Raw genomic sequence first — 26,390 nt, 5'->3', positions numbered from 1 at the left:
CGGCCGCTGCTGCATCGCGCCCGTCCAGCATGGTTCCCCTGCGTGTCACCACTGTGCAATCTGCACTGCACCAATCCTTCCCTTGGCGACGCGCCTCGCCGATTACCGTGCTGCCGCATCACGGCGGACCGCGAACCGGCATCGGCGACCCGTTGCGGCACCGCATCCTGCACCGCGACGCGGATTGCGCCACATCCTTCGGTTGCCTGGCGGAATAGCGGGAAGGCGGGCCGGCGCGCGCATGCGGCCGGCCCTGGGGAAGTACCGTCTGCGGCAAGTCGGGCAGTTCGACGCGGTGAACTAACCGGTTAGCCGGGTCCGGCACCTCAAACGTATGCAGCCGTAATACCGCCGACAACGCCCATGCATATTTCGACTGACACCTATCGAAAAAAAACATCGGCTCCCGTGCGCAAGGCGCGGTACGCTACCAAACCGGTTCAGTGAAACGGCGCCGCCCTTCCGGCGCCGACTATAAAAAGCGAAGATCGAAATGGAAGCAAAGTGGCTGGAAGATTTCCTGAGCCTTGCGGATACCAAGAGCTTTTCCCGGGCCGCGCGTCATCGGCATCTCACGCAGTCGGCATTCAGCCGACGAATCGCCGCGCTCGAAACATGGATGGACGCGAAGCTGGTGGACCGCAGCATCAACCCGATCGCGCTGACGCCGGCCGGGCAGATGTTCCGCGGGCTGGCCGCGGACATCCTGCGCAGCATGTACGCGGCACGCAACCTCGTGAACGGCTACGATCAGTTCGCGGCAAGCGACCAGGTCGTGCGCTTCGCGGTCGCGCATACGCTCGTGTTTACGCTGTTCCCCGAATGGCTCAAGCAGCTCAACGGCGAAGTCGGCCACGTGACCGCGCGCGTGAATGCGGTGAACGTGCCCGAAGGCGTGCAGCAGCTCGTCGAAGGTGAATGCGACCTGCTGCTCGGCTATCACCATCCGCAACTGCCGATCGTGCTCGATCCGAACCATTTTCCGTTCGTCACGCTCGGCGTCGAACGGATCCTGCCGGTGTCGACGCCCGACGCGCGCGGCAAGCCGGTGTTCGAACTGCCCGGCACGCCCGACGACCCGCTGCCGCTCCTCGCGTATTCGTCGGGCGCCTTCCTCGGGAACGTCGTGGAGATGCTGCTGCTGAACGCAGCCGAATCGTATGCGCTGCACCGGTGCTTCGAGACGCATATGTCCGAGGCATTGAAGGGAATGGTCGTGGCCGGGCACGGGATCGGCTGGCTGCCCGAAAGCTGTGTGGCGAAGGAGCTCGCGGAGGGTTCCCTCGTCCGTGCTGGCTCGGCGGACTGGATCACCGAACTCGAGATCCGCCTGTACCGGTCCGCGCGCAAGCGCGGGCTTGCAGCCGAACAGTTGTGGACCTACATCATGAACCGCCCGCGCGTCGCGGCCGACACCGCCCGCGCCACCGGGCAGTCGAGCGAGCCTGCCGCGCGCATCGCGCGCCGCAGCGTCGGCGGCACACGGTAACGCCCTTCACCACGCTTCATCGCCTGACTCGCCCGAGCGCCGCGCGGATCCCATTCCGCGCGGCGCGCGAGTATTCCACGCTCGACATCGCGAAGCATTTTCCGATCCCGCTTCGTCTTCAATATATGTTCCGCACGCTCGATCAATTCCGTAAATTGCCAAACGTTTGCGAATCCGACTGAATTGCCGACTCGGATGACAGAAATAACCTGTTACACAACACATCAAAAGTTTCGATTTTCATGTAACGACATTCTCGCCAAAAAAGGTCATACCAGCCGCTTCGATTTACCTGACCTGTGCTCCCGGATTCATCGAGATGCCTCGATGACAGAGGCAACTCTTCCTTTTATCAGTCGTTATTTTTCGGCACAAACTTCGGTACCACTTACGTCCTAAATTTGCGAAATGGTCATCGCTACCGATGAGCAAATTTCATGTTCGGCAATATCGACTTTGTTCAGTTCTGGTCCATTTCGTCGAATTAGTACCAATCCTATTTAAATAAGACATTTAAAACGTGTTCCATTCGGGCCACACGCGATTGTTTGTTCAAAACCCATCGTGTATCAATAGCATGTCTCGAAAAGAACGCCGCAATTTCAAATCGGAATAAATGTGCTGCCAGCGATTTCGGATGGAGGTTGCAATGTCTTCGTCGTTTGAACAGCATGCTCGCCCGCTCCTCGGCATCATCGTATCCGCGCTCTGCATCAATGCCGTGGCCCAGACCCAGGTCCCGACACCACCTTCGTCCGATGCGGATGCCGGCCGATACGTGATCTCGTATATCTGCGGCGACGCACGAATCGACGGTACGGCGCCACTTCCTCCGGATGGCCGTCCTTACAACCTCGGCGTGTCGTTCGTATCGGGCTCGTCCGGGCAACCGCTGTCGAATGTGCAGGTGCGGCTGCGGCGGCATGGTCGCGTGCTCGTCGAATTCAAGGCAACGGGGCCGCGCTGCCTGTTCAGCGTGCCCGATGCAAGTTACCGGGTGGAGGGGACTTATCAGGGCTCCACCCAGTTCGCGGTCGTCGAAACGGGCTCGCTCGCCACGCAGTTGCGTTGGTGAGCGTCGGTCGGATCCGCGTGACGATGGCACGCGCTCGCGTCGTGCACACGCAACCCATCAATCGAGGAGGATTGAATGACTCGTGCAGAACGACCGGACGGCTCGCCCGTCCGTCAGCCGAAACCCGCCTGGGGCCCCGGAAAGAATGCGGCACTCAGCGTCATTGCGTTTGCCGCGATCTTCGGCGGCTTCGCGTACGTCGAGCGAGACGCGAGAGTCGGCCATGCAACCGTGACGCACGACATCGCCGGCATGATCGCCACCGCCGTCGGAAACTATCGCAAGACCATCGCGGCCGCGACGGCCGACGCCTCCGGCGTGGCGTCGCGCGACGCCCCGGCCGAGCCGGTTACGCCTTCCATGGCGGGCACTCCGTATGCCTCGGCAACGCCTGCCGTACCGGCCGCGGCAGAACCGACCGCGCCGCCCCGGACGACCGCCCGCTCGGCCGCGCAACATCCGCGCCGTGCGCATGTGCCGTCCACGACGCTCGCGGCCAATGCGCAGGCCGCATCGGCCAGCGGCCGCGCGGCGCGCCCCGGCGACACGCACCGGACGTCGCGTTCTCAGACGCTTGCTCGCACGAAAAAACACACCGACCCCGCGCCGAGACAGCAACCGCAATCGTATATCGCCGACTCGGCGCACATGGAGACCACCAGCGTCACGCGCGACGAACTGGAAGGCGCGCGGGCACTCGCCAAGGCCCGCTGGTGCGCACGGATCGACGAATGGAACTGCGTGGAGCAGAACGCGAGCCGCGCGCTCGCCATCGACCCGAGGAACAGCGAATCGCGCGCGCTGCTCGGACAAGCGATCCGCAACCGCCTGTGAACCGGCTGGATGCTGTCGGGCCTCGTCGTCCGGCGGCCCGACGTCCGGCGGCGCGCGCCGTCAGGCGTGCAACCGATGTGACCGTTTCAGAGTGAGGAGACATCGTGGCCAACAATCGTAGGGAACAATGCACCACCGTCGCTCCGCCCAACCGGCGGATCCTCCTGCATGCGCCATTGCTGTTGCTGCTCGTCGCGTCCGGCTCCTGTCTTGCTGCCGAAGGCGGCGCTGGCCCGGGTGGCGCGAGCGAAATCGCCGGGCCCGGCGGCACGCCGGATGCGCTGCCGCCCGACATGCAACCGACGCCCGCGTCGCTGGGGATCGCCCAGGATCGAAACGCCGCGCCGCCGCAAGCGCCGACGCCGATCGCGCAGGCATCGGATGCGTCGATGCAGATCGCGCAGGCGTCCGACCCGCAACCGCAGACGATGCCGACCACGGTCGTGGTGGACCCGGACGTCGCGCAGCCGAGCGAACCTGCGCCGGACGCGCAGGCGTCGAGTGCGCCGATCCGGATCGCCCAGGCGAGCGAAACCGCGCCGACGCAAAGTGCTCCGATGCAGCTTGCCGAGCCACCCGGCACCGCGCCGCCGAACACGCCGGCGCCCGTCGCGCATGCATCGGACGCGCCGATCGGGATCGCGCAGGCCGCGAACCCGCAGCTGCCCGAAGCACCGGTGCAAACCTCCCCGACAACGTCCGGCACACCTGCGTCCGGTTCACCCACGCCGGTCGCGCATACGCCGAAGCCGGCGCGGCAACCGGCGCAATCCGCGCAGGCCGCAACCACCGCGCCGCAGAATGCGCCGACGCAAACCGCGCAGGCCTCCGGCACTCCGATGCCGGGTTCGCCCGCGCCCGTCGCCCCGACACCCGGCTCGCCGCCCGCGCCTTCCGCGACGCCGAATTCGCAAACGCCCGGCGCCCAGCTACCCGGCGAGCCGACGCAACGTTCGCAGGGCCCCGACGTCGAAGCGCCGAATGCCCAGGCGCCGAATCTTCGCACCGCCGACGTCGCGACGGTGCGCAACGACGTGTTCGGCCTCGCCGCGAGCGGCGGCGCGATCAAGGCACTCGAAGAAGCGAAGGCGCGGCCCGATGCGTTTTCCGCCGTCGACGTCGCGCAGCTGGAAGAACTGTCGATCCGCCAGCAGGTGCGCGGCGGACGCGACAAGTCCCGCTCGATGACGAGTTCCGACCGCTTCGACGGCATCGACAGCGCCCTGCGCGCGGCGGACGACCTCGACAAGCGAATGCCGGCGACGCCCGAATACTCGCCGGTCAGGACGGCGCTCGCAGGCGATCGCACGGTCGCCTACGCGGCGCGAGGCGACATGACGAAGGCCGTCGCCACGTTCGAGACGATTCCGCCCGACGCGGAGATCTCGATCGATGCGCTGGCGGCGGTCGGCGACGCCTACCTGTACCTGAGCGAACCGGCCAAGGCGAACGTCGTGTACCAGCGCGCGCTGAAGCAGGCGACCGCGGCGCCGACCGACCGCGCGACCCGCGGCTTCCAGTACGGCGCGCGCACGCGTGCGATCGAACTGCGCGAAGGACTGTTCTGGTCATACGTCGACCAGGGACGCTCGGCGGACGCGAAGCAGGTGCTCGACGACATCGGCAAGTCGCTGCCGCCGGCCAAGGAGGTGCGCCACTACGGTCCGGAGGAAGGCGACTTCTTGCGCTACTACCGGCTGCGCGCGCAATACCTGATTTATACGGGCCGCGTCGACGAAGGGATCGCCGCGCTCGAGCAGCTCGAGCAACAGGTGCCGTTCAACGCGGAAGTCCGTGCCGCGCACGCCGACGCCGTGTCGGGCCAGGCGCATCCGCGCCAGGCGATCGCGATGTATCGCGCCTCGCTGACCGATCACCCGGACAGCGTCGAAATGCTGGCGGGCCTCGGTCGCGCGGCGCTCGCGGCGGACGACTACGCGACCGCGAAGTACGTCGACCAGACCGTGGACAACGTATTCCCCGACAGCGGCGCCGTGCGCGGTTTCAAGCGCGACTACAAGGCATACCGCAGCCCGGTGTTCACGACCGACCTGAGTTACGAGCACGGCAACAGCGCGCTGGCCGACAACAGCTTCACGTCGGACAGCTATGTGTACTCCCAACCGTTCGGCGACAACTGGCGTGTCTTCTCGCACACGTTCTTCGGCCATGCGCAGACCGACTCCGGCAACATCAGCCGCACGCGCACGGGCGTCGGCGGCGATTACCGGCACGGCCCGCTCACCGTGCAGGGCGAAGTCACGCGCTCGTTCGGCTCGGACGGCCGAACCGGCGGCCGCGGGTCGATCGCATACGCGCTGAACGACTACTGGACGGTCAGCGCAGGCCTCGACACCAACGACAACTCGCTGCCGTGGAAGGCGTATGCCGCGCACATCTGGGGCCGCTCCGCGAACGTCTCGGTCGTGTATCGCCAGAACGACCGTCGAGAGGTCAAGCTGAGCTACGGCGTGAGCCGGTACAGCGATTCGAACCTGCACCAGGAAATCACGGCAACCGGCACGCAGCGCGTGTACACGTCCGCGAACCAGCTCGTCAACGTATCGCTGGACCTCGGCACCGACAGCAACACGCGCAACAACGCGCCTTACTTCAGCCCGGGCCGCGACTACGCAGCCGCGGCGACCGTCATGCACCAGTTGACGCTGTGGAAGAAGGGCGACATGGCGCTGCAGCAGCGCCTGTCGGCGTCGGGCGGCGTGTACAACGAGCGCGGCTTCGGCACCAGCCCGCTGTGGAGCGCACGCCTCGAGCACGCGTGGACGTTCAAGCACGACATCACGCTGAGCTATGGCATCGAGGTCAGCAGCCACGCGTATGACGGCCAGCGCGAGCGCTCCGAAACCGGCTTCCTGTCGGTCAACCTGCCGTTCTAGCAAGGAGATCGCTTAATGCAAACCAGACGGACCTTCATGTGCGGATGTCTCGGCACGTTCGCCGCCTGTTCGCTGTTCCCGGGCGTGTCGAACGCCCGGATGATCGACCTGCTGCCGCCGTCCGATCCGGCCGACGGCAAGACGTTCCGCGTGATCTGCATGCACGACGTGCGCGACAACCTGATGGCGTCGTTTTCGTCGCCGACGGCGCTGGTCGATCCGTTCGCGGTCGATACCGGCACGCTCACCGCGATCTTCTCGTGGCTGCAGACCAACAACTACCACACCATCACGGTCAAGCAGATCGAGGAGTCGCGGCACGGCGGCAGGCCGCTGCCGCCCCGCGCGGTGCTGCTCACGTTCGACGACGGCTTTCGCAGCCACTACACGAAGGTGCTGCCACTGCTCGAGCGCTTCAAGTATCCGGCCGTGATGGGCATCGTCACCGCGTGGATCGATGCACCGGCGGATACGCCGATCCGCATCAGCGACAAGGTGCAGGTGCCGCGCGACTACTTCCTGTCGTGGGATGAGGTGAAGAAGCTCGGCCAGTCGGAATTCGTCGAGCTCGGCTGCCACACGCACAATCTCCATCACGGCGCCATCGCGAATCCGCAGGGCAACGAGCTGCCGGCGACTACGTCCCATCTCTACCTGCAAGACCAGAAACGCTATGAAACCGACGCCGAATTCCACGCCCGCGTGCACGACGATCTGCAGACATGCGTGCGGCAGATTCGCGAACACACCGGCCTCGTCGCACGCTCGATGGTGTGGCCGTACGGCGCGGAAAACCAGCCCGTGCGCCAGATCTCGACGTCGCTCGGCATGGACATCCAGTTCAGCCTCGATGCCGGCCCGAATACGCCGGACGTGCCGCTGGATCGGCTGAGACGAATCCTGATGATGTACGACGTCGACATCGGCGGGTTCGAGCGCTCGATGCGCGAGCCGGCGTCCAACCGCGGCGACGTCGACGTGCCCGAGCGCACCGTGCAGGTCGACCTCGACCAGGTCTACGATCCGGATCCCGCGCGGCAGGAAGCGAATCTCGGCAAGCTGATCGAACGCATCTACCGGATGCAGCCGAAATCCGTGTACCTGCAGGCCTATGCCGACCCGAAAGGCACCGGCGTGGCCGAAGCGGTGTATTTCCCGAACCGGCACCTGCCGATGCGCGCCGACCTGTTCTCGCGCGCCGCATGGCAGCTCAACACGCGCTCCAACGTGCAGGTGTACGCGTGGATGCCGGTGCTCGCATTCCGGCCGCCGCCGGACAAGCATCAAGGGCTCGAGGCCGTCAGCGCATATGGCGGCGCGCCGGCCCGCGAGAACGGCACGCGTGTGTTCCGGCTGAGCCCGTTCGACCCGGAGGCGCGGCTGATGATCCAGCAGATCTACGAGGATCTCAGCAAGCACGCGTCGTTCAGCGGCATCCTGTTCAGCGACGACGCCGTGCTCGACGACTACGAGGATGCGGGCCGGCATGCGCTGCGCACCTATTCGCAGTGGGGGCTGCCGGCCGACGTCGGCAAGATTCGCGAGAACCCCGACCTGATGAAGCGCTGGACGCGCCAGAAGTCGCGCTACCTGATCGACATGACGCGGCAGCTCCAGCAGATCGTGCTGGCCCACCAGAACATTGGCGACGTGCTGACCGCGCGCAACATCTTCGCGATGCCGGTGCTCAAGCCCGAATCGGAAGCGTGGTACGCGCAGAACTACGACGATTTCCTTGCCACCTACGACTACGTCGCGCTGATGGCGATGCCGTACATGGAGCAGGCGAAGGACCCCGAGGGCTGGCTGGATCAGCTCGTGAAGGCGGTGCGTGCGAAGCAGCGCGGGCTGCAGCGCACCGTGTTCGAACTGCAATCGTACGACTGGCACGCGCACAAGGACGTGCCGGCCCGCACGCTGCTCTCTCAGATGCGGCGGCTGCGCAGCGAGGGCGCGGTGAATTTCGGCTATTACCCGGACAACTTCCTGAACGGCCAACCGGAGCTCGACGCGATGCGCGACGTCATGTCGCTGAAGTCGCGCCTCGACCCGACCTCGATCAACGCGCTGATGCAGATGCAGCCTGCTCAGGGGACCAAGACGCCATGACCACCCACAGCATCATCCAGCGCCTGCAGGATTTCGTCTTCTACTATCCGTTTTTCATGTCGTATCTGTGGATGATCGGCGGAGTCGTCCATTACTTCCTGCTCGAGGAAGGCCGCCGGCTGTCGACGCGCACGATCGCGGCGAGCGGAATTCCGAAGATCTCGATCGTCGTGCCGTGCTTCAACGAGGCGGCGAACGCACGCAGCGTGATCCGCCACCTGAACGCGATGGACTACCCGAACTACGACATCATCGCGGTCAACGACGGCAGCAAGGACAGCACCGGGGAGATCCTGAACGAGCTGGCCGTCGAGATCCCGCGGCTGCTGGTGATCCATCACGCGCGCAACGAAGGCAAGGCGGTCGGGCTCACCACCGCGGCGGCAGTATCGAACGCGGAATACTTGCTCTGCATCGACGGCGACGCGCTGCTCGCGCACGACGCGATCGGCTGGATGCTCGAGCATTTCCTGACGGATCCGGGCGTCGGCGCGGTCACCGGGAACCCGCGCATCCGCACGCGCACGTCGCTGCTTGGACGCATGCAGGTCGGCGAATTCTCGTCGATCGTCGGGTTGATCAAGCGCACGCAGCAGGTGTACGGCCGCATCTTCACGGTGTCGGGCGTGATCACGATGTTCCGCAAGACCGCGCTCGCCGATGTCGGCTACTGGAGCTCGGACATGCTGACCGAGGACATCGACATCAGCTGGAAGCTGCAGTGCCGCGACTGGCGCGTCGTGTACGAGCCGCACGCGCTCAGCTGGATCCTGATGCCCGAGACGCTGAAAGGGCTGTACCGGCAGCGGCTGCGCTGGGCAAAGGGCGGCATCCAGGTGCTGCTCAAGTACGCAGGCACGCTCGCGCGACCGACGCAGATGATGATGTGGCCGCTGTTCGTCGAGTACCTGATCGGCATCGCATGGGCCTATTCGATGTCGTTCATCCTGCTGCTCGCGGTAATCGACGTCGTCTATCCGCTTCCGCCGAACTGGCATGTGTCCGTGGTGCCGCACTGGCACGGGATGCTGCTGGTCGCGACCTGCATCCTGCAGCTGATCATCGGCAGCATGATCGATCGTCGTTACGACGAGAAACTCCTGATGTATTTCCTTGACACCGTCTGGTACCCCGTCGCGTTCTGGCTGATCAGCATGATCACCACCGTCGTCGCCCTGCCCGCCGTCGTATTGCGGGGCCGCGGCAAGCGCGCCGTTTGGGTCAGTCCCGACCGAGGCATTCAACATGAAGAACGCGCCGATTATTGACCTTTCCCTGCGCGCCCCGCGCGAACTGATCGCGGAACGCGGCGGCATCGTCGGCCCCGTGCTGGTCGCGTGGTTCCGCCTCGTGCGGCCCGCGCTGGTCGGGGGTGTCTGGGCATCGATCTGCATCTACACGTACCGCTACCTGCTGCCGTTCAACGAGGCCGAGATGCCGATCGAGCAGATCGTGTTCTACGTGACGAGCATCGCGCTGATCGCCGGCACGATCGTTACGTGGCTGATCGCGGGACGCGTCGTGCATCCGCTCGCGTACCGGTTGCGCGTGTCGAAGATGCTGCGGCGCTCGGCCAGCGCGAAGATGCGCTCGGTGCCGCCGACCGCGCTCGCGGGCGGCCGCCCGCGCGGCGCGCGGCGCACGACACGCATTCTCGTCGCGTCGCACGATGCGAACGGCTCGATCTCGGGCATCGAGTGGATCGCGCATGCGGGACCGCAGCCCCGCGAGTAAGACATGGGAGACGTGCCGCGACGCATGCCGCGCGGCGCGACACCGCTCTCGAATTCGCGCCGCCGCGCGTCGTGCGCCGGCCGGCAATTTCCTGTAGACGAGGTGAAATCATGTGCGGAATCGTCGGAGCAAGCGGCCTGAGGAATCAGGTGCCGCAACTGGTCAATGCACTGAGCCGGCTCGAATATCGCGGTTACGACTCGTGCGGCATCGCCGTGCTGCGTGACGGCCACCTGCGCAGCGAACGCACGCTGCGGCGCGTGGCGGACCTGCAGGACCGCGTGCTGACGCTCGGCCTCGAAGGGCAGACATGCATCGCGCACACGCGCTGGGCCACGCACGGCGCGCCGTCGGAAATGAACGCGCACCCGATCATGTCGGGCGACACGATCGCGGTCGTGCACAACGGGATCATCGAAAACCACGATGCGTTGCGCACCGAACTGCGGGCGCGCGGCTACACGTTCCGTGGCGAGACCGACACCGAGGTGATCGCGCACCTGATCCACAGCATGTATCGCGACGACCTGTTCGATGCCGTCACCCGCGCGGTCAAGCGGCTGCACGGCGCATACGCGATCGCCGTGCTGAGCGCGTGCGAACCGCAGCGGCTCGTCGCCGCGCGCGCGGGCTCGCCGCTCGTGATCGGCATCGGCGCGGACCAGAACTACCTCGCGTCCGACTGCGCGGCGCTCAGCGACCTGACCGACCGCTTCGTCTACCTGGAAGACGGCGACGTCGCGCTGATCACGCCGGAACGGATCGACGTGGTCGACGCGATCGGAAGCGAGGCACAGCGTCCGCTGTGCCTGGTCAAGGCGCGCGACGACGACGCTGCGCTCGGCCCGTATCAGCACTTCATGCAAAAGGAAATCTTCGAACAGCCGAAGGCGATCGCCGCCACGATCGACGGCATCGACGCGATCTCGCCCGCGCTGTTCGGTGGCACCGACAGCACGCGTGCGCTGCTGTCGAAGACCCGGAGCGTGCTGCTGCTCGGCTGCGGCACCAGCTACTACGCGGGCCTGACGGCGAAATACTGGCTCGAGAGCATCGCGGGCATTCCGGCGCAGGTCGAGATCGCGAGCGAATACCGCTACCGCGATACCGTGCCCGATCCGCGCACGCTGGTGGTCGGTATTTCGCAGTCCGGCGAAACGGCCGACACGATTGGCGCGATCGAGCGTGCGCGCGCGATGGGTCAGGATCTGTCGATGGCGATCTGCAACGTGGCGACCAGCACGATTGCGCGCAGCGCGCCGCTCAGCTTCCTGACGCGTGCCGGCATCGAGCTCGGCGTCGCGTCGACCAAGGCGTTCACGACACAGCTCGTCGCGCTGTTCCTGCTGACACTGACGCTCGCGCAGCAACGCGGCAGGCTCGACGCGGCGCATGTCGCGACGCACCTGAAGAAACTGCACGAACTGCCGGAGCGCATCGGTCACGCACTCGCGCTGGAAACGCAGATCATGGGCTGGGCCACGAAGTTCGCGCGCACCGAGAACGCACTTTTCCTCGGGCGCGGCATCCACTATCCGATCGCGCTGGAAGGTGCGCTGAAGCTCAAGGAAGTCTCGTACATCCATGCGGAAGGCTACCCGGCAGGCGAACTGAAGCATGGCCCGCTCGCACTCGTCACGAGCGCGATGCCTGTCGTCACGATCGCGCCGGATGACCGCCTGTTCCAGAAGCTGAAGTCCAACATGGCCGAGGTGCGCGCACGCGGCGGACGGCTGTACGTGCTCGCGGGTCATCATCTCGAGATCGACGCCGACCGCGACACACACTTGATCCGCGTGCGCGAATCAGGGGACGCGCTGTCGCCGATCGTCAACGTGATCCCGTTGCAGCTGCTCGCGTATCACGTCGGCTGCGCGCGCGGCGCCGACGTCGACAAACCGCGCAACCTCGCGAAATCGGTCACGGTCGAATGATGCAACGACCTGTCGCGACGCGGCTCGCCGCCTGGCGTGCCGCGGCCGTGCTCTGCGGCGCGTGTTGCGCCCTGGCGGCACCGCCACGCGCGTGTGCCGGCACACCGGTCGTGCACACCGTCACCGTGCAGGCGCCCGCATCGCCGCAGGACAACGGGGACCTGCGGCGCTTCATGCACGGAATCGGCGTGGCCGACGCCGGCGACGGCCGGCGCTGGGTGTTCTTCAGCAGCTCGGGTATCGAGCCGCGCGGCGCGCTGCGCAACGGCAACTGGCCGCACGACGTGTACGTCGGCGAATGGCTGCCGGGCAAGCCGCGCCTGCTGCGCGTCCACACGTTCATCAGCCGCCCGGAAGCGCAGGAGCCCGTGTCGATCGCGCAGAACCCGCACGGTGACATCTTCGTCACGTTCGAGGACGGCTGGAACACGCCGAACGTGGTCAGCCAGCGATACGGCATCTATCGGCGCGATCTGAAGCCGATCAAACCCTACCCGAACGACGTCGAATCAGGCGGCCACTCCGGGCACGTTGCCGCGGTGGGCGAACGCTTCGTCGTGTTTTATTCCACAGACTGGATCGATGGCGGCGGCGTCGACAACCTCGGTACCGGCAACGGCGTTTACTTGAAGACCTACGATGCCGAAGGACACGTGCTCAATCACGTGCCGGTCGCGCCGCGCCGCCGCGAATGGTGGCCCATGGTCGCCGGCTCGCCGCGTCGCGCGCTGTTGGTCTGGCAGAAGTACATCGAGCACAGCACCGATGCGACGCTCGAATACGCGATGTTCGATCCGGTCACGGCGAAGCTCGACAAGCTCGGGCCGCTGAGCGACGCGATCCAGTACTACGTGTATTCGACCGCCTACGTGCCGGCGGTCGACCGCTTCGTCGTCGTCACGACGACGTCGGACAATCGCGGCGTCGCGATGCTGATCGATCCGGACGGCCGCCGCCTCGCGACGCTCGACTGCCTGCCGGCGTCGGTGCGGGAGTCCGGGATCGGCGTCGACGGCGCGCATGCGTATGTGCCGACGCGCGACGGGCGGCTTCTGACGTTGGCGCTGACCTCGACGGGCATGTCGGTGAGCGGCGTGCAGCGCTCGCCGATTCCATGGGGCTCGACCGGCGTCGCCGGGTTCGCGGCACGCGGCGGAACGATGCATTTCGTATCGCTGACACCGTCCGGGACGCGCGAAGCCGATTTCGACACCGCACGGGAAACGCCTTTGTCGAAGGCCGACGCGCAGTGTTCGAGTCGTTGACGGCATGGCGTGCGACGTAACGCAATACCCGCCGGGCGAGCGCATTCAGTCCGCGGCCCCGCTTCCCTGTCCGAACCGCGCCACGCAATGCCACACCCATTTGGCCGTCTGATAGTCGAGCAGGCCGTCACGCGCACGGCCGATCACGGCCGGCGTCACGACGCCGTCGACGGCGATGCGCGCAATCGCGTCGGCCGCCGGCGGTCCGCGAAATTGCTCGCATTCGGCCAGCCGACCCAGCGACAGCCGGAACCCGCCATGCCACTCGATCCGGCAGCCCGAGCGCACTGCAGCCGTCTCGACGGACGTATGGCGATAGCTCGGGTCGAGAACGATCGCGTCGACATCGTGGTCGATGCTCACCACGCCGTGAACGTGCGCCTCGATGTAGTTGTCGAGCAGCGGATCGAGGCCGTCGCGGTTTTCGGTCGCGAGCGCGATCAGCGCCGCACAGTCGTCGATCGCGAAATCCAGAGGCCGGTAATGACTGTCCGGATAGCAGAAGGTCGTTCGCCGATGCACATCGCGTCGAAGCCGCAAATGACATGAACCGAAGCGGCACGACCCGCCGACCGGGTCGAGGCGATGGTTCAGCGCGCCGTACTTCGGCCGCAACGCGGGATCGGCGTCATCGTATGCGCCCCCGAACATCCGGCTTTCCCAAAGCCAGCGATCGCCGCCAGGAAATGCGGTCAGGCCGCCATTGCTCGTCGCCGTTTCGAACTGCGATCGATAGACGCGGTCGCGGACGATCCGTTCGAGCGTGCCGACGCCGTCGACCAGCGTGTCGGGATGGAAATTGAGCGTGATGGGCAATGCGGGGCCTTGCTGCGCCGACGGCCAGGACCGTCGGATATGAGCGAGCGCCCGCTCTGCGGAGATGTTCATGCGCGTCGTCCGGTCGCGTCGAGCATCGTCGACGGTATCGTTGTGTTCGCGGTGCGGCAACGGGTGCCGCGGGGCCGCACCGGGCATGCGTCAGAGCTCGATACTATATCGCGCGTGCGCCGGGCGCATCTCCCGCGCCGAAGTCGCCAGCGTCGCCCGTACCGGATAGACTGTCGCCCGATTCCATCCATCGGCCGCGCGCTCGCCTCCCAGCCGCCGCCGGAACGCCCCACGGAGAACGAATGCTGAAGCGCCGGTGGTTTTCGCTGTTGCTGGTGACGGTGTGCCTGATCGCGACGCACGCGTCCGCGCAGGGCTCGCTCGAACTCGAGACCGACGGCACGCCTCGCGTGCTGACGCGCCAGGCGCTGCTCGCGCGCGCCGACGCGACGGACATCCACGTGCCGCGCGACATCGCGTACGGCCGGCCGATGAAGTTCCGCGCAGTGCCGTTCGCCGCCCTGCTCGGCGACACGCCCTTGCCGGCGGACGGCGTGCTCGAAACGCGCGCGGCCGACGGTTTCGCCGCGCAACTGCCGCTGGATCTGGCGCGCCGCCGTGCGCCGGCCGGCGCCGTCGCATGGCTCGCGATCGAGGACCCCGCGCACCCGTGGCCGAAGCTGCCGGGCAAGCAGGTTGGCGCCGGGCCGTTCTATCTGGTGTGGCTCGGGCCGGACGCATCGTCGGTGCGCGGCGAGCAGTGGCCGTATCAGATCGTGCGCATCACGATCGAATCGTCACCGCTCGCGCGCTGGCCGTCGCTCGCCGTCGATCCGGCGCTACCGGCGAACGATCCGGCCCGCGCCGGCCAGCGCCTGTTCGTCACGCAATGCCTCGCGTGCCATCGCCTTGACGGCGCGGGCAGCAGTCATGCCGGCCCCGACCTGAATGCGCCAATGAATCCGGTCGACTACTTCCAGCCTGCCGCGCTGCGCCGCTATATCCGCAACCCGGCATCGGTGCGCGACTGGCCGGGCCGCGTGATGCCGGCGTTTCCGCCCGATCAGCTGAGCGACCGGGAGCTCGACCAGATCGTCGCCTATCTCGCGTTCATCGCGCGACGCAAGGCGGGCAAGTAAGCCGCGCCCGTCGGGCGCTCATCGCGCGCCCGGTTCCTGCGCGCTTTGCAGCACCGCGCGCAGCAGCACGTCGGCGCCCGCCGCCGACCATTCCGGCGTGATCGCCTCGGCCTCGTTGTGGCTCAGCCCGTCGACGCACGGCACGAAGATCATGCCGGTCGGCGCGACGCGCGCGATGTAGCATGCGTCATGACCCGCGCCGGACACGATGTCCATATGCGACAGCCCGAGCGCCTGCGCCGCGTCGCGCACCGCGTCGATACAGCGCGGCGCGAACCGCACCGGCGGGCACGTGAAGATCTGCTCGATCCGTGCCCCGAGGCCGGCTTCGGCCGCGACGCGCGTCAGCTCCGCACGCAGCGCCGCATCGAGCGCGTCGAGCACCGCATCGTCAGGATGACGAAACTCGACCGTGAAGAAGCAGCCGCCCGGCACCGTGTTGCGCGAATTCGGCCGCGCCTCGATCATCCCGACCGTCGCGCGCGCATGCGGCGCATGGCGACGACCGAGCGCATCGACGAATTCGATCATCCGCGCGGCGCCCACCAGCGTGTCGCGCCGGAACTCCATCGGTGTCGTGCCGGCGTGCGCGTCGACACCCGTCAGCGTCACCTCGTACCAGCGCTGCCCTTGCCCGGCCGTCACGACGCCGATCGTCCTGCCCGCGCGTTCGAGAATCGCACCTTGCTCGATATGCAGTTCGTAGGCGGCATGCACCGGATATCCGCCAACGGGCGCGGGGCCCGCGTAACCGATCCGCGCGAGTTCCTCGCCGATCGTCCTGCCTGCGCCATCCGTTCGCGACAGCCCGTATTCGAGCGAATAGACGCCTGCGAACACGCCGGCCGAGATCATCGCCGGCGCAAAGCGCGAACCTTCCTCGTTGGTCCAGATCACGACGTCGATCGGACGCTCGGTCTCGATGCCCGCATCGTTCAGCGCGCGCACGACCTCGAGGCCGCCGAGCACGCCGTAGATGCCGTCGTAGCGGCCACCCGTCGGCTGCGAATCGGCGTGCGAGCCCGTCATCACCGGCGCGGCATCGGGATTGCGGCCCGCGCGGCGCGCGAACACGTTGCCCATGCGGTCCACCCGCACCGTGCAGCCGGCATCGCGCGCCCACTGTACGAACAGGTCGCGCGACTCGCGGTCGAGATCGGTCAGCGCGAGACGGCAGACGCCGCCCTTCTGCGTCGCGCCGATCTGCGCCATCCGTTCGAGCGACGCCCACAGGCGCGCGCCGTCGACGCGCGGTGCGCCCGCGAGATCGTCACGCATTGCCGTCCTCCGGGGCGCCGTCGCGCGGCGCCGTGCGCAGCGCATAGCGGAAATCGCAGCGCTTGCCGCCCTGCATGATCGTGCTGGTGCGCATCAGCGCGATGCGCGGGTCGTAACCCTCGATGAAGTAGCTGTCACGCGCGCAACTCAACAGGTGGCCGATCTCGCCGAGCCCCATCGCGTGATACATCTCCGCATAGCTGCAGCGATGCACGTCGTAGTCGTAGTGCGCGTCGTCCGCGCGATGCACCTCGACGTCGAGCGCATCGTCCTTCTCCCACAGCACTTGCAGCGCAATGAATGACCGCACGCTCGTACCGTCGGGCTCCTGCGCGGCGAACGTGCGGCCCGCGTCGACGGCCGCGCCGCGCACGGCTTCCGCGATCACGGCCTGCGCGCGCTCGATGCCGAATTCGCGCTTCATGATCTCGTAGATCGGCTTGATGATTTCCGCTTCGATGCGGCGCCGAGCGAGGATGCCGAGGCGTGGGTCCTCGGGTGCCGTCGTGGATGCATGTGTCGTGTCGGTCATGGGATTCGTCTCCGTCGTCATTTCGTTGCGGGATGCGCGCCGCCGAGCACGTCGACGACGGTCCACTTGCCGCCGCGCATCTGGTAGATCGTGAATGCCGGGTCCTTCAGGTTGCCTTCGGCATCGAACGCGATCCGGCCGGTCACGCCTGGCCGGTCGATCGCGTGCACGGCCGCGACCAGCTTCGCCGGCTGCGTCGTGCCGGCCTTCTGCGCGGCCGCGATCAGCGTGGCGGCCGCGTCGTATGCGAACGGCGCATGCAGCTCGATCGGCGCGTGAAAGTGTGCGCGATATTGCGCGTCGAACGCCTTGCCGCCCGGCATCCGGTCGAGCGGCAGGCCCGGTTCGAGCGCCGTCACGCCGTCGCCGTCCTTGCCCGCGAGCGACAGGAAGGTCTGGCTCACGAAGCCGCCGGCGCCGAGCAGCGGCGCGTTCACGCCGAGCTGGCGCATCCGGCGCGCGATCGGCGCGGCCTGCGCGTCGAGCCCGCCGAAGAACACGAGATCCGCGCGCTTGCCCTTGATCGCGGTCAGCACGCCGCTGAAGTCGGTCGTCTTGTCGTTCACGTACTGGCGATCGACGATCGTGCCGCCGTTCGCCTGCACGCCCTTGATGAACTGGTCGGCCAGCCCCGCCCCGAACGACGTGCGATCGTCGATCACCGCGATGCGCGCGGCCTTCAGGGTCTTCACCGCATAGGCGCCGGTGAAGCCGCCGCCCGCATCGTCGTGCCCCATGATGCGCAAGGCCGTCGCATAGCCCTGCTGCGTGTACGCGTGACCGGTGGACGCCGGAGCGATCTGCGGAATGCCCGCATCGCGGTAGATCCGCGACGCCGGCACGCTGCAGCCCGTGTTCCAGTGACCGACGACGCCGATCACATGCTGATCGACGAGCTGCTGCGCGACCGCGACGGCCGTGCGCGGGTCGGATTGATCATCGGCCGCGACGAGCTTGTAGACGACCGGCTTGCCGCCGATGCTCGGATGCTTCGCGTTCGCGTCGTCGATCGCGAGCTGCGCGCCGTTCTGCAGGTCCTTGCCGATCCGCGCGGATGGGCCGGTGAGCGGCGCGGCGAGACCGATCAAGATGGTCTGCGGCGCGGACTGCGCGAAGGCGGGAACGGCGGCGATCAGCGTGGCCGCGGAGAATGCGAGGCTGACGGGAAAGAGTGCGATTTTCATGTGCGGGGATCGGTGACTCGGATCAAAACATGAAAAATATTAAATATTCGGCACCAGCGCCCCAAATACTCTATTGTTGGATGCTTATACCGTTCCCGACACAATAGCGTAATTCACTGTAAATACGGGATATTTTTATGTTTACGCTCGACATGATTTTTCGATAAAATTCGATACATGAAAAATATCGAACAATTGCCACATGATCCGCCGCTACGCGCCGTCCGTGCGTTCGAGGCATTCGCGCGCCTCGGCTCGGTCACCGCGGCCGCGCACGAGCTCGACATCACGCCGTCCGCGGTGAGCCACCAGCTGCAACTGCTCGAAGCTTTCATCCAGACGCCGCTGACCGTGCGCGAAGGCCGGCTGCTCGCGCTCACCGATGAAGGGCGCGACTACTACCGCTCGATCAGCGCCGCGTTCTCGGTGCTGCGCAGCGCGACGCGCTTCGTGCGCGACCGGTCGTCGCTGCGGCAGATCACGATCAGCCTGATTCCGCTGCTCGGCATCGGCTGGTTCATTCCGCGGCTGCACGCATTCCTCGCCGAAAACACAGATGTCGACGTGACCGTGCTGTATGCGCACCACCGCAACTATCGAAGCGACGCGTCCGACCTGTCGATCCGCTTCGGCACCGGCGACTGGCCCGGCTACCGCTGCGAGCGGCTGCTGCCGGGCGCGATGGTGCCGATGTGCAGCCCGTCGTTCCTGAAGCGCCACGGGCCATTCCGCACGCCGGCCGATCTCGCGCGGGCACCGCTCGTGCATGACGAGGATCGCAGCACCTGGGTCAACTGGCTGCAGGGCGCCGGCGTGCGGCACGTGTCGCATGCGGTGGGGCCGATGTTCGAGGATGGGCAACTGACGCTGAGCGCGGCGCGCGCGGATCTCGGCGCGGCGCTGCTGCGCGCGCCGCTGGTCGAGCGCGAACTGGCGAGCGGCGAACTCGTGAGGCTGTTCGACCACGCACTGGACGACGGACGCGACTACTACCTGTGCACACGCGAGGATGCAGACATGCCGGACGGCGCGAGACGTCTGGCGGAATGGCTGAGGAAAATCGCCGCCTGAGCGCCCGGCCCGCCACCGGCCAGCCTAGCGCGAGCGGCGTCCGTCATTGCTGACGGACATCCGCGCGTCCCGCCGTCTCCACGCGTCACACCGCCCGCCCCCCCATCCGTGCTCGATCGCACGAGCGACCGTCGCGCGTGCCAGGTCCTGCGTGCTGTCGGCCAACGCGAACGGTGTATTGCGCAACGTGCGCGCTGCGATCGGAACTACCGTACAGCCCATCACCGCCACGCCCACGTCCCGCCGCGCCAGTTTCGCGAGCGCGCGCGTCGCACCGAGGCATCGAGCTTCCGCGCCTTCAGCGCCGCGATGCACGGGCCGACATCGCGCTGCGCGGCCACGCCGCAGCGGTTCAGCAGCGCGACGCCGCCGCCGCACTCTCCCGAACGCCCCATGTGTCAGAAGCGCCGGCCGGCCGAAATCCGCCGAAAAACCCGGCCCGAATCGCACGGGCCGACCGGACGGCCCGCCGCGGCAGGAGCAGGAAACAGATAGGAATTCCCGATGCCGCGGATTAAAACAAGCAATTTCACAAACCGGGGGTGAACCCGGATACTGGGAACACTTCATCAACACCCAAGCAAAGGAACTCGCAAGATGCCGATCATCAACACCCAAATCAAACCGTTCAAGGCAACCGCATACCACAACGGCGATTTCGTGCCCGTGTCCGAAGAGAACTTCAAGGGCAAGTGGTCCGTCGTCGTGTTCTACCCGGCCGACTTCACGTTCGTCTGCCCGACCGAGCTGGGCGACCTCGCCGACCGCTATGCGGAATTCCAGAAGCTGGGTGTCGAAATCTACGGCGTGTCGACCGACACGCACTTCACGCACAAGGCATGGCACGACACGTCGGACACGATCGGCAAGATCAAGTACCCGATGATCGGCGACCCGACGCTCACGCTGTCGCGCAACTTCGACGTGCTGATCGAGGAAGAAGGGATGGCATTGCGCGGCACGTTCGTGATCAACCCGGAAGGCGAGATCAAGCTGTGCGAAATCCATGACAACGGCATCGGCCGCGACGCAGGCGAACTGCTGCGCAAGGTGCAGGCTGCGCAATACATCGCGGCGCACCCGGGTGAAGTGTGCCCGGCCAAGTGGACGCCGGGTGCGGAAACGCTGACCCCGTCGCTCGACCTGATCGGCAAGATCTGACGATCTCGCCGCGCGCCTCGCACGAGGCGCGCGCGTCACGCGAATGCGGGCCGCCTCGTGCGGCCCGCGCCCTTCTCCGGCACGACGTGCCCGACCAGAATCATCAATACGGAATCCGAAACGCCATGCTCGACGCCAATCTCAAGAACCAACTGAAAGCGTACCTCGAAAAGATCACGCGCCCGATCGAACTCGTCGCGTCGCTCGACGACAGCGCGAAATCGCAGGAACTGCTTGCGCTGCTGAACGAGATTGCGTCGCTGACGTCGCGCGTGACCGTGACCGAACGCCGCGACGACGCCGAGCGCAAGCCGTCGTTCTCGATCGGCGAACCCGGCAAGCCGGCCGGCATCCGCTTCGCCGGCATTCCGATGGGCCATGAATTCACGTCGCTCGTGCTCGCGCTGCTGCAGACGGGCGGCCATCCGGTCAAGCTCGACGACGACGTGATCGAACAGATCCGCGCGCTCGACGGCGACTACGCATTCGAGACGTATTTCTCGCTGTCGTGCCAGAACTGCCCGGAAGTCGTGCAGGCGCTGAACGTGATGTCGCTGATCAACCCGCGCATCCGCCACGTCGCGATCGACGGCGCATTGTTCCAGAACGAAGTGGAGGCGCGACAGATCATGGCCGTGCCGACGATGTTCCTGAACGGCGAATCGTTCGGCCAGGGCCGCAGCAGCGTGAAGGAAATTCTCGCGAAGCTCGACACGGGCGCCAGCGCCCGCGCCGCCAAGTCGCTCGAGAACAAGCCGGTATTCGACACGCTGATCGTCGGCGGCGGGCCGGCCGGTGCTGCCGCCGCGATCTATTCGGCACGCAAGGGAATCGCGACGGGCGTCGTCGCCGAGCGTTTCGGCGGCCAGGTGCTCGACACGATGGCGATCGAGAACTTCGTGTCGGTGCAGGAAACGGAAGGGCCAAAGTTCGCCATGGCACTCGAACAGCACGTGAAGCAGTACGACGTCGACATCATGGACGTGCAGCGGGCCGACGCGCTGATTCCCGGCGACGTGCACCAGATCCGCCTTGCGAACGGCGCGGTGCTGAAGGCGAAGACGATCATCCTCGCGACCGGCGCGCGCTGGCGCGAAATCAACGTGCCGGGCGAGCGCGAATACCGCAACCGCGGTGTCGCATACTGCCCGCATTGCGATGGCCCGCTGTTCAAAGGCAAGCGCGTCGCGGTGGTCGGCGGCGGCAACTCGGGCGTCGAGGCGGCGATCGACCTGGCCGGCATCGTGAAGGAAGTCACGCTGATCGAATACGGCGCGCAACTGCGCGCGGACGAAGTGCTGCAGCGCAAGCTGCGCAGCCTGCCGAACGTGACGATCATCACGCAGGCGCAGACGACCGAGCTGACCGGCGACGGCAGCAAGCTGAACGGGCTCGTCTACAAGGATCTGCGTTCGGGCGACACGAAGCGCGTCGATCTCGAAGGCGTGTTCGTGCAGATCGGCCTCGTGCCGAACACCGAATGGCTGAAGGGCACGATCGAACTGTCGAAGCATGGCGAGATCGTCGTCGATGCGCGCGGAGCGACATCGGTACCCGGCGTGTTTGCGGCCGGCGACGTGACGACGGTGCCGTTCAAGCAAATCGTGATCGCGGTCGGCGAAGGCGCGAAGGCGTCGCTCGGCGCGTTCGATCACCTGATCCGGCAAGACGCGATGCCGGCTGCCGCCGAGGCACCGCAGGCCGAAGAAGCGATCGCCGCGTAACGCGCGACGCACCGCACCGGTTCGTCTCTCTTGGCCCTGCATGCCCTGGTCGGCGTGCGGGGCCCTTTTTCATCCGGCGTCGAGCGGGCGCCGCGCATGCGCGGCCGCGCCGTGCTCACTGAGCAGCGCCGGGGCCGGCGTTCGCCGGTGTGGCTGCGTTGAAGCTGCTCGACTGCCTGACGAGCTGATCGGTCATCGCGGCGGCGACCGGGTTCGCGCCCGTCGACGCGTGCTGCCGATCGGTGCTCGGCATCGCCATCGGTATGGCCACGTATCGCGGCGGCGGCAACGACGGATCGAGCTTTGCCGATTCCCGCACGAGTGCAGCGGTTTCCGGCGTTTCGGATTTCACCGCCGGTGCCGCGGCTGCGTGCCGCTCGAGCCCGTCGCGCTTGCGCGCCGCGCGCCTGGTCGGCTGCTCCGCCGGCTGGCTCTGCCGGGTAGCCTGCGCCATCTGGACCGGTGGCGCCGTTTGCACGGATTGCGCCGCCCGTACCGGCGCCTTGACCGATGGAGCCGGCTGGGACTTCGGCGGGGTCGCATCCTCCGGCTCGACCGTCACGACGTGGACGGTCGGCGGCGGCGCACTCGGTTTCGCGGGCGGCGCCTGGGCGGCGACCACCGGCGCGACGGCAGCGGGTGCCGACGCCGCGCTCGTACGCGCAGACGCCTCGGATGGCGGCCGTACGGCCGCTGGTTGCGGTACGGCCTTGTCCATATGCGCGGAAGGCGCGGCGACCGTCGCAGACGGCGCAATCGTGCCTTGTGCGGTGTGGCCATCGTTCGCCGCCGTCACGGCGGCGGGTGCCGCGGAGTCGCCGATACCGGCCTCCGCGATCGCGCGGTGATCCGCGCGCAGGAGCATCACGTAGCCGGTGCCGGCTGCGGCAACCAGCAGACCGCCGGCGATCATCAATGTCTTACGGGTACTAGTCATGCTTGCTCACCGATCTTATCGACGTGAGCAAGCCATCATACGCGTGCGATCGCGGCTGATCCCGCACGAATACAATTGGTTTCATTGATGTCGACCCCGGAATGCCGACGGCTTGCAACACCGCGCCGCACTATCGTCAGACGGTTCTGACACCGCTTGCCGCCCTTCGTCAGATGCAGAAGATCGCAATCGCAATGCCGCCGAACAGCGCCCACTTGACGACGTAATACACCGTACGGTTCCACGCCTTCAGCCGCTTGCCTGCGCGGCGAATCGCATACAGGTACTTGAAAGCACGATTGAGCCCGCCCGTGCGGTCGCCCGTTTCGTTCGGCGACGCGGCCGCGCGCATCAGCAATTGCCCGAACGCGTCGTTGATGCGTTGCGCCCAGCGATATTTCATCGGCCGATCGATGTCGCAGAACAGGATCACACGATCGTGCCCCGTGCGGTTTTCGGCCCAGTGCAGGTAGGTCTCGTCGAACATCACGGCCTCGCCGTCGCGCCATGCATACGACTCGCCGTCGACGACGATCCGGCACGCGTCGTCATTCGGCGTATCGAGCCCGAGGTGGTAGCGCAGCGAGCCCGCATACGGATCGCGATGCAGCCCGAGCTTGCCGCCCGGCGGAAGCTGCGCGAACATCGCCGCCTTGATCGACGGAATCCGCGACAGGATCTCGACCGTCCGCGGACACAACGCCTGTGCCGACGGATGCGGCGCGTCATACCACTTCAGATAGAAGCGCTTCCAGCCATTGCGAAAGAACGAATTGAAGCCAATGTCGTTGTATTCGCCAGACGCCTTGATCCGGCTCGCATCGCGCAACGCGAGCGCTTCATCGCGGAAAGTCCGCCATTCGCGCTGCAGCACCGCGAGTTCGGGAAAGTGCCGCGTGTCGAGAAACGGCGTGGTCGGCACCGCTGAGAACGCGTAGGAAAAGCAGTTCAGCGGCGCGGTGAAGGTCGAGTGGTCCGATAGTTGCCTGAACAACCTGTGTCGTACCTTGCCGCGCCGGTGCGTATGCACGACACACGCAACGAACACGAACAACAGGACCCAGCGCATCGATATTTCCCCCGTAAGTTGTTTTACGGAATTCTAGATACGGGGAAAATTTTCTGCGCTGAAGCGCAGGCCGTGCGATGCGCGTGCGCAAAACGCGGCGAGGATACCGCTCGACCTGTTCCGAAACACCGAAAAGCCCTTGCAGACGGGGTTTCCGACGCAATCGGAACGCGCGCGCCGCACGCTGCCGATGCACGCGCAAGCGGCGATTATTCCGGAAACGGTAAATCAGTTTGTCCGTCCGCGCGCATACCGAACGTGTTGAGCGTCATCGCCACGAGCGCGTAGTAGCCGAGCAGCGCGACGAGGTTCACGACGGTCTCGTGGCCGAAGCGCGCCTGCGCGCGCGCGAATGTCGCATCGCTCACCCGCCGCGTGTCGTACAACTCGGTCGCGAACGCATGGATCAGCGCATCGTCGTCTGATTCGAACGCCGGCGCGACGCCACGGCGGATCGCGTCGGCCGTCGCGGCCGGCACACCTGCATCGAGCGCGATCGGATGATGGATGTGCCACTCGGCCTGCGAGCGCCAGCGTGCGGCCGTCACGAGAATCGCGAGCTCCGACAGGCGCAGCGGCAGACCCGTGCGATAGCGGCAGAACGCGCCGAGCCGCTGCGCATGCTGCGCGAGCTCGGGACTCGCGATCCAGCCGAGGAACGGGCCGTTCAGGTTGCCGCGCGGGCCGCTGAGAATGTCGGCGAGCACGGCCTTCTGCTCGTCGGTGGCCGATGCGGCGTCGAAAGGAGGCAGTCTGTCGGTCATGGTGGGGATTCGATAAGGTCGGGGATCAGGTCACGCGCCGGCCGGTGCGAGCGCCGCATCGATCGCGCCGGACAGCCGTTCGACGATCGTGTCGATCTGCTGCGCGGTGCAGACGAACGGCGGTGCGATCAGGATGTGATCGCCGTGCACGCCGTCGATCGTGCCGCCCATCGGATACACCATCAGGCCGCGCTGCATCGCCTCGCGCTTGACCGCCGCATGCAGCTTCAGCGCGGGATCGAACGTCGCCTTGCTGTCGCGATCGCGCACCAGTTCGACGCCGACGAACAGCCCGCGGCCGCGCACGTCGCCGACATGCGGATGGGTACCGTATTGATCGCGCAGCGTCGCACGCAGCTGCTCGCCGCGCGCCTTCACGTTGTCGAGCAGCTTCTCTTCGGCGATCACGCGCTGCACTTCGAGCGCGGCCGCGCAGGCCGTTGCATGACCGAGATACGTGTGGCCGTGCTGGAAGAAGCCTGAGCCGTCGACGATCGTCCGGTAGATCCGATCGCTCACCAGCGTCGCGCCGATCGGCTGGTACCCTGCGCCGAGCCCTTTCGCGATCGTCAGCAGGTCGGGCGCGACGCCGTCTTCGTCGCACGCGAACAGGTAACCGGTGCGCCCCATCCCCGACATGATTTCGTCGAGAATCAGCAACACGCCGTACTTGTCGCACACCGCGCGAATCTTCTTCAGGTAGGTGCGCACCGGCGGCACCGCGCCGGCCGTCGCACCGACCACCGTTTCCGCGACGAATGCCGCGACGTTTTCCGCACCGAGTCCGACGATCTTCTGCTCCAGCTCGTCAGCCAGACGCTGCGCATAGGCTTCGTCGGTTTCACCCGCCTGCTGGTCGCGATATGCATAGCACGGGCTCACATGGTGCGCTTCGATCAGCAACGGCAGGAACGGCTCGCGCCGCCATGCGTTGCCGCCGATCGCGAGCGCGCCGAGCGTGTTGCCGTGATAGCTCTGGCGACGGGCGATGAAATGGCGGCGCTGCGGCTCGCCCTTCTCGACGAAATACTGGCGCGCGAGCTTCAACGCGGCTTCGATCGCCTCGGATCCGCCCGATACGAAATACACGTGTTCGAGACCGGCCGGCGCGGCCTCGACAAGCCGGTCGGCCAGTTCCTCGGCCACGTCCGTCGTGAAGAACGACGTATGTGCGTACGGCAGTTGCTGTACCTGCCGCTTGATCGCGTCGATCACGCGCTGGTTGCTGTGGCCGAGGCACGACACGGCCGCGCCCCCGCACGCGTCGATATAGCGTTTGCCGGTCGAATCGATGATCTCGATGCCGTCGCCCGCGACGGCGACGGGCAAGGTGGCGCGCGGAGCGCGATGAAAAACGGTCGTCATG

22 protein-coding genes are annotated in these 26,390 nt (G+C 66.5%); 13 read left to right on the top strand and 9 right to left on the bottom strand.

What is annotated here, in order from left to right; translation table 11 throughout:
• Positions 1–493 precede the first annotated feature (493 nt).
• From WI26_RS19275 to WI26_RS19235, 9 genes are all read left to right on the top strand, one after another.
• A complete protein-coding gene (locus WI26_RS19275; protein ID WP_069226846.1) occupies positions 494–1,489 on the top strand; it encodes a LysR substrate-binding domain-containing protein in 996 nt (331 codons plus the stop codon).
• A gap of 649 nt (positions 1,490–2,138) precedes the next feature.
• On the top strand, positions 2,139–2,564 hold the full coding sequence (locus WI26_RS19270; RefSeq protein ID WP_059466686.1) for a hypothetical protein: 426 nt from the start codon (positions 2,139–2,141) through the stop codon (positions 2,562–2,564).
• 75 nt (positions 2,565–2,639) lie between these two features.
• Entirely contained in the window at positions 2,640–3,398 is a 759-nt protein-coding gene (locus tag WI26_RS19265) for a hypothetical protein (RefSeq protein WP_059595372.1), read from the top strand.
• A 104-nt stretch (positions 3,399–3,502) separates the two neighbouring features.
• Complete coding sequence (pgaA, locus tag WI26_RS19260; RefSeq protein WP_069226845.1) at positions 3,503–6,295, top strand: poly-beta-1,6 N-acetyl-D-glucosamine export porin PgaA; 2,793 nt, start codon at positions 3,503–3,505, stop codon at positions 6,293–6,295.
• 15 nt (positions 6,296–6,310) lie between these two features.
• Positions 6,311–8,404, top strand: coding sequence for a poly-beta-1,6-N-acetyl-D-glucosamine N-deacetylase PgaB (gene pgaB, locus WI26_RS19255; protein WP_059466310.1), 2,094 nt, complete (start codon positions 6,311–6,313; stop codon positions 8,402–8,404).
• The gene (pgaC, locus tag WI26_RS19250) at positions 8,401–9,672 is read left to right on the top strand and encodes a poly-beta-1,6-N-acetyl-D-glucosamine synthase (protein ID WP_059466311.1); all 1,272 of its coding nucleotides are present in this window, start codon (positions 8,401–8,403) and stop codon (positions 9,670–9,672) included. The genes pgaB and pgaC overlap by 4 nt, the downstream gene beginning before the upstream one ends.
• Positions 9,650–10,138 carry a Biofilm PGA synthesis auxiliary protein PgaD gene (locus WI26_RS19245; protein ID WP_069226844.1) on the top strand — a complete coding sequence of 163 codons (489 nt, stop codon included), beginning with the start codon at positions 9,650–9,652 and terminating at the stop codon, positions 10,136–10,138. The genes pgaC and WI26_RS19245 overlap by 23 nt, the downstream gene beginning before the upstream one ends.
• A gap of 110 nt (positions 10,139–10,248) precedes the next feature.
• Positions 10,249–12,072 carry a glutamine--fructose-6-phosphate transaminase (isomerizing) gene (glmS, locus tag WI26_RS19240; RefSeq protein WP_069226843.1) on the top strand — a complete coding sequence of 608 codons (1,824 nt, stop codon included), beginning with the start codon at positions 10,249–10,251 and terminating at the stop codon, positions 12,070–12,072.
• Positions 12,069–13,337 carry a hypothetical protein gene (locus WI26_RS19235; RefSeq protein WP_069226842.1) on the top strand — a complete coding sequence of 423 codons (1,269 nt, stop codon included), beginning with the start codon at positions 12,069–12,071 and terminating at the stop codon, positions 13,335–13,337. The genes glmS and WI26_RS19235 overlap by 4 nt, the downstream gene beginning before the upstream one ends.
• 45 nt (positions 13,338–13,382) lie before the next feature.
• On the opposite strand, the gene WI26_RS19230 is transcribed toward WI26_RS19235, so the two are convergent.
• Positions 13,383–14,225, bottom strand: coding sequence for a DUF3626 domain-containing protein (locus tag WI26_RS19230; RefSeq protein ID WP_069227788.1), 843 nt, complete (start codon positions 14,223–14,225; stop codon positions 13,383–13,385).
• Positions 14,226–14,467: 242 nt separating this feature from the next.
• On the opposite strand from WI26_RS19230, the gene WI26_RS19225 reads away from it, so the two are divergent.
• Positions 14,468–15,304, top strand: coding sequence for a c-type cytochrome (locus WI26_RS19225; protein WP_069226841.1), 837 nt, complete (start codon positions 14,468–14,470; stop codon positions 15,302–15,304).
• 18 nt (positions 15,305–15,322) lie between these two features.
• On the opposite strand, the gene WI26_RS19220 is transcribed toward WI26_RS19225, so the two are convergent.
• The 3 genes from WI26_RS19220 to WI26_RS19210 are packed head-to-tail and all read right to left on the bottom strand — an operon-like array spanning position 15,323 to position 18,298.
• On the bottom strand, positions 15,323–16,582 hold the full coding sequence (locus WI26_RS19220; RefSeq protein ID WP_069227787.1) for a Zn-dependent hydrolase: 1,260 nt from the start codon (positions 16,580–16,582) through the stop codon (positions 15,323–15,325).
• Positions 16,575–17,114: an L-2-amino-thiazoline-4-carboxylic acid hydrolase gene (locus WI26_RS19215; RefSeq protein WP_069227786.1), complete on the bottom strand. Its 540-nt coding sequence runs from the start codon at positions 17,112–17,114 to the stop codon at positions 16,575–16,577. Before WI26_RS19215 ends, WI26_RS19220 begins: the two co-directional genes overlap by 8 nt.
• A gap of 17 nt (positions 17,115–17,131) precedes the next feature.
• The gene (locus WI26_RS19210; RefSeq protein ID WP_069226840.1) at positions 17,132–18,298 is read right to left on the bottom strand and encodes a branched-chain amino acid ABC transporter substrate-binding protein; all 1,167 of its coding nucleotides are present in this window, start codon (positions 18,296–18,298) and stop codon (positions 17,132–17,134) included.
• Positions 18,299–18,475: 177 nt separating this feature from the next.
• Between WI26_RS19210 and WI26_RS19205 the strand changes: the two genes are divergently transcribed.
• Positions 18,476–19,369, top strand: coding sequence for a LysR substrate-binding domain-containing protein (locus WI26_RS19205; RefSeq protein ID WP_069226839.1), 894 nt, complete (start codon positions 18,476–18,478; stop codon positions 19,367–19,369).
• A 221-nt stretch (positions 19,370–19,590) separates the two neighbouring features.
• Here the strand turns inward: WI26_RS19205 and WI26_RS33065 are convergent, their stop codons facing one another.
• On the bottom strand, positions 19,591–19,764 hold the full coding sequence (locus WI26_RS33065; protein WP_236849355.1) for a hypothetical protein: 174 nt from the start codon (positions 19,762–19,764) through the stop codon (positions 19,591–19,593).
• A 202-nt stretch (positions 19,765–19,966) separates the two neighbouring features.
• Between WI26_RS33065 and ahpC the strand changes: the two genes are divergently transcribed.
• Both ahpC and ahpF read left to right on the top strand, forming a co-directional pair.
• Entirely contained in the window at positions 19,967–20,530 is a 564-nt protein-coding gene (gene ahpC / locus WI26_RS19200) for an alkyl hydroperoxide reductase subunit C (RefSeq protein ID WP_006488685.1), read from the top strand.
• 125 nt (positions 20,531–20,655) lie between these two features.
• Positions 20,656–22,254, top strand: a complete 1,599-nt coding sequence (ahpF, locus tag WI26_RS19195) for an alkyl hydroperoxide reductase subunit F (RefSeq protein ID WP_069226838.1) — start codon at positions 20,656–20,658, stop codon at positions 22,252–22,254.
• Positions 22,255–22,369: 115 nt separating this feature from the next.
• Here the strand turns inward: ahpF and WI26_RS19190 are convergent, their stop codons facing one another.
• The 4 genes from WI26_RS19190 to WI26_RS19175 all read right to left on the bottom strand — a co-directional run bounded on the left by WI26_RS19190 (position 22,370) and on the right by WI26_RS19175 (position 26,389).
• Positions 22,370–23,191, bottom strand: a complete 822-nt coding sequence (locus WI26_RS19190; RefSeq protein WP_069226837.1) for an extensin — start codon at positions 23,189–23,191, stop codon at positions 22,370–22,372.
• 169 nt (positions 23,192–23,360) lie between these two features.
• Positions 23,361–24,260: a lipid A hydroxylase LpxO gene (gene lpxO, locus WI26_RS19185; RefSeq protein WP_059466322.1), complete on the bottom strand. Its 900-nt coding sequence runs from the start codon at positions 24,258–24,260 to the stop codon at positions 23,361–23,363.
• Positions 24,261–24,469: 209 nt separating this feature from the next.
• On the bottom strand, positions 24,470–25,024 hold the full coding sequence (locus WI26_RS19180; RefSeq protein WP_069226836.1) for a carboxymuconolactone decarboxylase family protein: 555 nt from the start codon (positions 25,022–25,024) through the stop codon (positions 24,470–24,472).
• A gap of 30 nt (positions 25,025–25,054) precedes the next feature.
• Positions 25,055–26,389 carry an aspartate aminotransferase family protein gene (locus WI26_RS19175; protein WP_069226835.1) on the bottom strand — a complete coding sequence of 445 codons (1,335 nt, stop codon included), beginning with the start codon at positions 26,387–26,389 and terminating at the stop codon, positions 25,055–25,057.
• Between the last annotated feature and the right edge of the window lies 1 nt (position 26,390).

It is taken from the genome of Burkholderia diffusa (assembly GCF_001718315.1).
GTDB lineage: Bacteria > Pseudomonadota > Gammaproteobacteria > Burkholderiales > Burkholderiaceae > Burkholderia > Burkholderia diffusa_B.
This window is presented reverse-complemented; position numbering and strand designations above follow the sequence as displayed.